The organism is Enterovirga sp. GCM10030262 (assembly GCF_042666435.1).
Taxonomy (GTDB): Bacteria; Pseudomonadota; Alphaproteobacteria; order Sphingomonadales; family Sphingomonadaceae; genus Allosphingosinicella.
Window position 1 is genome coordinate 1896678 of the sequence record NZ_JBHTDC010000001.1, and the last position, 7727, is coordinate 1904404.

Here is a 7727-nt window from a genome sequence, read left to right on the forward strand (position 1 = left end):
AAAAGGATCATGCTCGCCGGACTCGCGCTCGCCGCTGCGGCGCCCGCTACGGCGGCGGAGCGCCGCTACACCGTCACCGATTTCGACCGGGTCCAGGTGGACGGCCCCTTCGTCGTCACGCTCTCCACCGGCAAGGCGGCCTCGGCCACGGCCAGCGGAGGCCAGCAGGCGATCGACGGCGTCTCGATCGAGGTCCAGGGACGCCTGCTCAAGGTGCGGCCGAACCGCTCGGCCTGGGGCGGCTTTCCCGGCGAGGCGGGCGGCCCGCTCGTCATCGCGCTGACCACGCACGGCCTTCGCGGCGCGACGGTCACGGGGTCGGGGAGCCTCGCCATCGACAAGGCGCGGGCGATGCGCTTCGACGTCGCGGTCTCGGGCAGCGGCCGCATCGCGCTCGGCGCCGTCGAGGCGGATATGCTCAACCTCGGCCTGCTCGGCTCCGGCCGCATCGCGATCGGCGGCAAGACCGAAAAGCTGCGCGCCACCGTCCAGGGCAGCGGCGATCTCGACGCCGCCGGCCTCGTCGCCGACGACGCCGACATCGTCGCCGACACCGCCGGCACGATCGCCGTGACGGTCAATGGCCCCGCCAGCGTCACCGCGACCGGCCCCGGCGACACTTCCATCCTCGGCACCCCCGCCTGCGCGGTAAAATCCCGCGGCTCCGGCCGCGTCCTCTGCGGGAGCGAATAGAAAAGTTGCCCCCGGCAGCTTTTCCATCCGCTCTAGATCAACGCCAGCGCCGCCAGCTTGATGGCCAGATTGGGCGGCAGCGCCGCCAGCCCTTCGTCGTCGCCGTCGAAATCGAGCGGTGCATCCTCGGCGGCGAGATAGCGCCAGCCCTGGTGGGCGCGCTTGGGCAGCGCCCTTACCGGAACCAGTTCGGGAGCGAGCCGGATGATCGTCCGGCGGTCCTCGCCCTCCGCGAAGCCGATTATGGTCTGTCGGGCGGCGAGCCGGTGCTTGATGATCCAAAAGATGGAGCCGCCGATCAGTTCGTCCGCGCGGGTCGGCTTGAACCGCGTGACGATCGGCACGAAGCCGTCCCTCAGCCGCGATTCCTGCCGTTTGCGGAGCGCGTCGAAGGTCCTGCAGCCGACCGCGACCTTGCTGATGTGGAGCGAGGGCATGGCAATCCCCTGCCGCCATCGCGGCGTCGGATCAAGCGCTTAGCCGACCAACCCGGACGCGACGGCGAGGCCGAGGAAGGCGAAGAAGCCCATGGAATCGGTGATCATCGTGACGAATACCGACGAAGCCACCGCCGGGTCCTGGTCCAGCCGCTCGATCAGCACCGGCACCACGACGCCGGCCAGGCCCGCTATCGCGATGTTGATCAGCATCGCGAGCGCGATCACCGCGCCCAGTTCCGGGTTCGAGAAGACCAGGCCAGCGCCCAGGCCGATGAGGATGGCGATGGTGATCCCGTTCAGCAGCGCAAGCCTGATTTCCCGCCAGATGGTGCGCCAGGTATTGGAGCGGGTGAGCTGGTTCATCGCCAGCGCGCGCACCGCCACCGCCATCGTCTGCGTCCCCGCATTGCCGCCGATCGAGGCGACGATCGGCATCAGCACCGCAAGCGCGACCATCTCCTCGATCGCCGCTCCGAACAAGGCGATGATGAACGAGGCGACCAGGGCGGTGCCGAGATTGGCGATCAGCCACCGTACCCGCGCTCGATAGCTGTCGCGGATCGGCTCGTTGATGTCGCCCTCGCCGGCGCCCGAAAGGAGCAGCACGTCCTCGCCCGCTTCCTCCTGGATGATGTGGACGACGTCGTCGACCGTGATCATGCCGACCAGCCGCCCCGCCTGGTCGACCACCGCCGCCGAGATCAGCGCATATTTCTGGAAACGGAGCGCGACCTCCTCCTGGTCCATGTCGACCGGGATCAGTGTCTGCTCGCGCTGCATCAAATCCGCCATCGCGATGTGGCGCGGCGTGCGCAGGATCCAGGAAAGCTGCACCGTCCCCACCGGATGGTGGTGGGGGTCGACCACGAATATCTCCCAGAAATCGGTGGTCAGGCCTTCGCCGGCGCGCAGATAATCGATCACCTGGCCGACGGTCCAATGTTCGGGCACCGCGATCAGATCGCGCTGCATCAGGCGGCCGGCGGATTCCTCGGGGAAGGTCAGCGCCTCCTCGATCGCCGCCCGGTCGTCGGGATCGAGCGCGCGCAGCACGGCGCGCTGGTCCTCCTCCTCCATGTCCTCGATGATCGCGACGGCGTCGTCGGTCTCGAGCTGGCCGGCAATGTCGGCGACCTCGTGCGGCTCCAAGGCGTCGATCAGTTCCTCGCGGACCCAGTCGTTCATTTCGGAAAAGACGTCGCCGTCGAGCAGGTCGGCGACCGCGGCGGCGAGCGCGCGCCGGTCGTCGCGATCGACGATCTCGAACAGATCGGCGATGTCGGCCGGATGGAGCGGCTCGACCAGCGCCCGCGCGCCTTCGGCGTCGCCGGCGTCGACACGCTCCATGACGCGGCGGATGAAATCGGGCTTCAGCCGATCGTCCTTGTCGAGCTGGTCCTCGGCCGGGTCGGTCACGGGGATTTCGGGCGCGTCGAATTCGCTGTCGCTCATCGCCCTCTCCTGTTCGCGTGACGAACGCTTCCTAGGCGCGGCGGCGGCGGCTGTCGATATTTCTGAAGTGCGGGGGTGGCGCGGCCGCGGCCCCGCCCCTAAGTCGCAGCCGACCCCATCAGGAGACTCTTTCATGGCCGACGAAAACAACAACCTCGTCCTCACCCTCGATACCGGAGCCGAGGGCGGCGGCGACGTCGTCATCCGCCTGCGCCCCGATCTCGCGCCCGGCCATGTCGAGCGGATCAAATCGCTCGCCGCCCAGGGCTTTTACGACGGAGTCGTCTTCCACCGCGTCATCCCCGGCTTCATGGCCCAAGGCGGCGACCCCACCGGCACCGGCATGGGCGGATCGCCAGAGCCCGATCTCAAGGCCGAATTCAACCGCGAGCCGCATGTGCGCGGCACCTGCTCGATGGCGCGCTCGCAAAATCCGAACAGCGCCAACAGCCAGTTCTTCATCTGCTTCGACGACGCCCGCTTCCTCGACGGCCAGTACACCGTCTGGGGCGAGGTGACCGAAGGCATGGAGCATGTCGACGCCCTTCCCAAGGGCGAGCCCCCCGCCCAGCCCGGCCGCATCGTCAAGGCCGCGCTTCAGGGCTGATCCGACTCGGGACGGCCCCGGCCGGCAAGCAGCCGGGCCGTCCTTTCCACGACGAATTCGGGTCCGCGCCCTTCCCAGGCGGGCCGCCTTTTCGTTGTCGGCGCGGAACATCCTGTGCCCGCCGGCATTTGCCAATATGTGCCCCGTTCACCGGCGCGCGCGCGAGTTCTGGCGTTGGGCCCTCCATAAGCGGGAGCATCGCCGGGCCGGCTCGCGCTTTATCGGCAGGGAGGAAGTCCATCGTGGCCGCCACAGCAAACCGATTGTACCGATGGTCCCTTCACCCGCTGCACGCGGTCCTGCTCGCCGCGACCCTGACCTTGTTCCTGGCCGCTCTGCTCAGCGACATCGCCTACGGGGAGAGCTACGAGGTCCAATGGACCAATTTCGCGTCCTGGCTGATCGCCGGCGGCCTGGTCTTCGGCGCCTTCGCATTCCTGTGGGCGCTGATCGACCTGATCCGCGCCGATGATCGCAGGGGGCGCCCGCTTGTTTACTTTCTCCTCGTGCTGGCGACCTGGGTGCTCGGCTTCATCAACGCGCTGATCCATGCCAAGGATGTCTGGGCGAGCATGCCCGACGGCCTCATCCTGTCGGCGATCGTGGTAGTGCTGGCGGTGGCGGCAACCTGGATCGGCTTTTCCACCCTTCGCGAGGGAGCGACGAGATGAGGCGCACGACCTTCTTCGCCGCCGCCGCCCTCGCGGCTCTCCTGACCGCCTGCGGCAGCGACCCCGATCCGGTGCGGGTCGGTCCCGATCCGGAGCTTCCGGAGCCTCGGCGCGGCCTGCTTCCCAGCATGAATATCGCCAACCCGGCGGCCTGGGGCGATCTGCGGCCGACGGTGCCGCAAGGCTATGCGATCGCCGCCATCGCCACCGATCTCAAAATCCCGCGGCAGACGCTCGTCCTTCCCAACGGCGACATCCTCGTCGCCGAAGGCAAGGGCGGCGCGGCGCCGAAGCTGACGCTCAAGGACGTCATCGCCGGCTATTTCAAGTCGAAGGGCACGAGCGCGGTCAAGAGCGGCGACCGGCTGACCCTGCTGCGCGACGCGGACGGCGATGGCGTCTATGAGGGACGAACCGTCTTCGCCGAAAATCTCAACGCGCCTTACGGCCTCGCGCTGGCCGGCGGCCGGCTCTACGTGGCGAACCAGGACGCGCTGGTGCGGTTCGATTACAGCGACGGCCAGACCCGGGCGAGCGGACCGCCGGTCGAAGTCGCGAAGCTGCCGTCGGAGATCAACCACCACTGGACCAAGGCGCTGACCGCCAGCCCCGACGGCCGCTTCCTTTATGTCGGCATCGGCTCCAACAGCAATATCACCGAGCGCGGCATGATGGCCGAACAGGATCGCGCGATGATCTGGCGGATCGACGCCGAGACGGGCGCGCACAATCCCTATGCCACAGGCCTGCGCAATCCCACCGCGCTCGCCATCCAGCCCGGCACGGACCGGCTGTGGACAGTGGTGAACGAGCGCGATGAGATCGGCCCGAACCTCGTCCCGGATTATCTCACGTCGGTTCGCGAAGGCGCCTTCTACGGCTGGCCCTACAGCTATTGGGGCCGGAATGTGGACCCCCGCGTCCGGCCCCAGGATCCGCAAAAGGTCGCCTCGGCGATCCGGCCGGATTACAGCCTCGGATCGCATGTCGCCGCGCTCGGCCTCGATTTCTCCACGCCGGCGATGGGCGCGTCGTTCGCCGAGGGCGCTTTCGTCGGCGAGCATGGCAGCTGGAACCGCGCCGACCCGTCCGGCTACAAGGTGGTCTTCGTGCCGTTCGGCGGCGGCCGCCCCGCCGGCGCGCCGGTCGATTTCGTCTCCGGCTTCATGGGAGCCGACGGCAAGGTCCGCGGCCGCCCGGTCGGAGTCACCGTCGATCCGCGCGGCGCCCTGATCGTCGCCGACGACCTGTCGAACACGATCTGGCGCGTAACCCCGGCCCGCCGCCCGGCGACGTCCCCCGCCGCCCCCGCGCCGGGAGAGTAAACGCGTTGGCGCTCACAGCAGCCAGACGCGCGGCTCGGCCGCCCGCTTGACGAGCAGCAGCTCGGACAAGGCCCAGATCATCGCGTCGGCCCGGTCTGGCGAGCGCCCGGGCCCGTCATAGCCGCCGGCTGCGGTCAGGCCGCATAATTGATCCTCCAGCTCCGGGAACGACCCGGCGAGCTTGGCCATGCCCGATTCGAACAGGGCCGCCACCGGCTCGGCGCGCGCGCCTTTGCTGGCCGCGGCGTGTACCAGCCTGACCGGCAGGGTCAGGCACGCGCCCCTCAGCACCGCGTCCACCATGTTCCCGCCGTTATTGCCTTCGGCGATCACCCGGTCCGCGCCCCACATTTCGGCCACCAGCGCGACCTTCGCTGCCCATCCTCCCGGTGAAAGGCCGCCGACGCTATGGTCGCCGAGCACATAGCCCAATCCGTCGCGCCCCAGCCCGCACGCGACGATCCCGCACGCATCCCCGTCCGCGCTCGCCGGCGGATCGACGGCGACGACCACGCGCTTCAGCTCCCCCCCGCGCCGGGCTACCGCTTTGGCGCGATGCCTCGATCAGCGCCCGCGTCCACAGCGCCCCCGCCGCATCCTCGAACAGATGCCCGTCCAGCTCCTGCCGCCCCAGCCGCGAGCCGCCGTACATTCGCGCCATGCCGAGCTGATAATCTTCCGGCAGATGCGGGTTGTCCGCCGTCCGCCCGCCCGTCGTCACCGTCCGTTCCAGCCCGATGATTGTCTTCAGCGCGGTGATCGGCCGGGGCGTCGTCGTCACCATGGTGCGCGGCGCCTCGCCCAGCCGCAGCCCCATCATCAGAGTGTCCCAGCTCGCTTGCGCCTGCCGCCATTTCGCCAGCTCGTCGCACCAGGCGAAATGATGTTCGGGGCCCCTCAATTTGTCGGGCCGGGCGCCCGAATAAGCGAAGCCGATAGCCCCGTTAGGCCATCTGAGCTCGCCTTTCGACGCCAGCCAGGCCGGCTCCTCCCCGGTCCGCGCCACGGCGATGAGGCCGCTCTGCCCTTTCACCATCACCTTCACGACCTCCTCGACGCTCGCTCCCACCAAGGCGATCCGAGCCCCCGAAGTCTCCCGCGCCCGCGCGCTCACCCATTCGGCTCCGGCCCGGGTCTTGCCGAATCCGCGCCCCGCCATCATCAGCCACACCCGCCAGTCGCCCGGCGGCTCCTCCTGCCCGGGATTCGTCCAGAGCGGCCAATGCTCTCCCAAGGTCATTCGCTCGCCGGGGCTCAGGCTCAGCATGGTCCGGGTCAGAGCCGCGTCGGACAATTGCGCCCCCGCCGCCTCCAGCCAGCGGCGCAGTCCCGCATCGTCGCCGGTTTCCTCTTTCGTCATCCCGGACTTGATCCGGGATCCGGGAACACCGGCGTCGGAAGACAGCCGCACAACGTTCCTTTTCACGACTGCTGACCTTGCTCGCCCCGAGGTGAGACGGCGGAATCGCCGCCGCTTTCGCCCGAACCCTCCCGGATCAAAGTACCACTTTGATCCGAAGGTCTGACTCCCAGCGCCTTGAGCTTACGCACCAGCTTCGCCGCCACCTGTTCGATCGGCACCCGCGCCGGCCGCGCCCGGTTGTCCGCCGTCCGGCCGGCAAGCCCGCGCTGGTGATGTTTCAGCAATTCCATCGCCTTGTCCCAGTCCACCTCCTCCGGCGCGTCCGGCCCCGCCACGATCTTGTCGCCGCGCACCGCGGGCCTCCCGTCGCCCCGCGCCGCCCGCTCGATCAGCGCCGCCTCCAGCCGCGCATAACCCTGCTCCAGCGCGGCCCGCCAGGCGTCGCGGAAATCGGCGTCCTTCATCCGGTTGGCATAGACCGCGCTGACGCTCACCCCCGCCGCCTCGGCCGATGCCATCACATTACAGGTCGCCGCCAGATGCTCCAGGAACGCCTCCCGCCGCGCCTTGCCGAAATAGGCATGCCGCCGCTTGCGCGCGTGCAGCCCCCTGTTGCACCCCGGCACGATCTCCCGCTCATCGTCCTCGCTCATCCTTTCTCTCCCGCCCAAAAGAAAAGGGCCGGCGAAACCCGGCCCTTGGAAAAACTCTTGCACCACCCGCCCTTGATGGCCGTTCACTCGACGTGTGCATTCGACCCATTGCGGACGTTAAGGTTCGGATTATGCTGCCGCTATGAGCGACTGGACCGGGAAGCCGACGCGCACCCTCAACGAACTGGAGGCCTTCGACGCCATGCGCCTCTTCCTCGAAAAATGGTGGGAGGTCGGCGGTCGATCAGAGGATCAGATCGCGGTGCTGGCGGGATCGCTCACTCGCACAAATGACTCGATACTCGGGCCGGGCGCACCGCTGGACATCGCGCTGTGGGATGATTGGCGTGAAGCGGTATCCACAATCTTGCAACGGAGCAGCGCGGCAGATCGCGATCCTCTCGCCTGAGCCCACGAATGTCCGTTAACGACCCATTGCGGACATCGCGCGACCATGTGAAACGTCCGCGATGGATGAAGAAGAGCGCGGCTACACCCCTGATGAGATAGAGCGCGGGGAAGA

Annotated in this window: 10 protein-coding genes; 5 read left to right on the plus strand and 5 right to left on the minus strand. The window is 68.4% G+C overall.

Annotated features, from left to right (window positions below; all coding sequences use genetic code 11):
* Window positions 1–9: 9 nt before the first annotated feature.
* A complete protein-coding gene (locus tag ACFQRC_RS09165) occupies window positions 10–693 on the plus strand; it encodes a head GIN domain-containing protein (protein ID WP_379960337.1) in 684 nt (227 codons plus the stop codon).
* 32 nt (window positions 694–725) lie between these two features.
* Here the strand turns inward: ACFQRC_RS09165 and ACFQRC_RS09170 are convergent, their stop codons facing one another.
* Together ACFQRC_RS09170 and mgtE are read right to left on the minus strand one after the other, a co-directional pair.
* A complete protein-coding gene (locus tag ACFQRC_RS09170) occupies window positions 726–1130 on the minus strand; it encodes a DUF1489 family protein (protein ID WP_379960339.1) in 405 nt (134 codons plus the stop codon).
* Window positions 1131–1169: 39 nt separating this feature from the next.
* Window positions 1170–2585 (minus strand): magnesium transporter, encoded by a 1416-nt coding sequence (gene mgtE / locus ACFQRC_RS09175; RefSeq protein WP_379960341.1) that lies wholly within the window; start codon window positions 2583–2585, stop codon window positions 1170–1172.
* A gap of 133 nt (window positions 2586–2718) precedes the next feature.
* Between mgtE and ACFQRC_RS09180 the strand changes: the two genes are divergently transcribed.
* The 3 genes from ACFQRC_RS09180 (at window position 2719) to ACFQRC_RS09190 (ending at window position 5188) form a co-directional block, all read left to right on the plus strand.
* Window positions 2719–3192, plus strand: coding sequence for a peptidylprolyl isomerase (locus ACFQRC_RS09180; protein ID WP_379960343.1), 474 nt, complete (start codon window positions 2719–2721; stop codon window positions 3190–3192).
* A 242-nt stretch (window positions 3193–3434) separates the two neighbouring features.
* Window positions 3435–3863 (plus strand): DUF2231 domain-containing protein, encoded by a 429-nt coding sequence (locus ACFQRC_RS09185; protein WP_379960345.1) that lies wholly within the window; start codon window positions 3435–3437, stop codon window positions 3861–3863.
* Window positions 3860–5188 (plus strand): PQQ-dependent sugar dehydrogenase, encoded by a 1329-nt coding sequence (locus ACFQRC_RS09190; protein WP_379960347.1) that lies wholly within the window; start codon window positions 3860–3862, stop codon window positions 5186–5188. The genes ACFQRC_RS09185 and ACFQRC_RS09190 overlap by 4 nt, the downstream gene beginning before the upstream one ends.
* A gap of 12 nt (window positions 5189–5200) precedes the next feature.
* On the opposite strand, the gene ACFQRC_RS09195 is transcribed toward ACFQRC_RS09190, so the two are convergent.
* From ACFQRC_RS09195 to ACFQRC_RS09205, 3 genes are all read right to left on the minus strand, one after another.
* On the minus strand, window positions 5201–5701 hold the full coding sequence (locus ACFQRC_RS09195; protein ID WP_379960349.1) for a hypothetical protein: 501 nt from the start codon (window positions 5699–5701) through the stop codon (window positions 5201–5203).
* Window positions 5595–6548, minus strand: a complete 954-nt coding sequence (locus ACFQRC_RS09200) for a terminase large subunit domain-containing protein (RefSeq protein WP_379960351.1) — start codon at window positions 6546–6548, stop codon at window positions 5595–5597. Before ACFQRC_RS09200 ends, ACFQRC_RS09195 begins: the two co-directional genes overlap by 107 nt.
* 62 nt (window positions 6549–6610) lie before the next feature.
* A complete protein-coding gene (locus ACFQRC_RS09205) occupies window positions 6611–7204 on the minus strand; it encodes a hypothetical protein (RefSeq protein WP_379960353.1) in 594 nt (197 codons plus the stop codon).
* A 142-nt stretch (window positions 7205–7346) separates the two neighbouring features.
* Here ACFQRC_RS09205 and ACFQRC_RS09210 point away from each other — a divergent pair, with 142 nt between their 5' ends.
* Window positions 7347–7613 (plus strand): hypothetical protein, encoded by a 267-nt coding sequence (locus ACFQRC_RS09210; RefSeq protein ID WP_379960355.1) that lies wholly within the window; start codon window positions 7347–7349, stop codon window positions 7611–7613.
* Window positions 7614–7727: the final 114 nt, after the last annotated feature.

What these genes read in the sequence shown, in the direction of transcription:
- ACFQRC_RS09165 (WP_379960337.1), top strand. Translation starts at nt 10, where the DNA reads ATGCTCGCCGGACTCGCGCTCGCCGCTGCGGCGCCCGCTACGGCGGCG.
- ACFQRC_RS09170 (WP_379960339.1), bottom strand. Translation starts at nt 1,130, where the DNA reads ATGCCCTCGCTCCACATCAGCAAGGTCGCGGTCGGCTGCAGGACCTTC.
- mgtE (WP_379960341.1), bottom strand. Translation starts at nt 2,585, where the DNA reads ATGAGCGACAGCGAATTCGACGCGCCCGAAATCCCCGTGACCGACCCG.
- ACFQRC_RS09180 (WP_379960343.1), top strand. Translation starts at nt 2,719, where the DNA reads ATGGCCGACGAAAACAACAACCTCGTCCTCACCCTCGATACCGGAGCC.
- ACFQRC_RS09190 (WP_379960347.1), top strand. Translation starts at nt 3,860, where the DNA reads ATGAGGCGCACGACCTTCTTCGCCGCCGCCGCCCTCGCGGCTCTCCTG.
- ACFQRC_RS09200 (WP_379960351.1), bottom strand. Translation starts at nt 6,548, where the DNA reads ATGACGAAAGAGGAAACCGGCGACGATGCGGGACTGCGCCGCTGGCTG.
- ACFQRC_RS09205 (WP_379960353.1), bottom strand. Translation starts at nt 7,204, where the DNA reads ATGAGCGAGGACGATGAGCGGGAGATCGTGCCGGGGTGCAACAGGGGG.
- ACFQRC_RS09210 (WP_379960355.1), top strand. Translation starts at nt 7,347, where the DNA reads ATGAGCGACTGGACCGGGAAGCCGACGCGCACCCTCAACGAACTGGAG.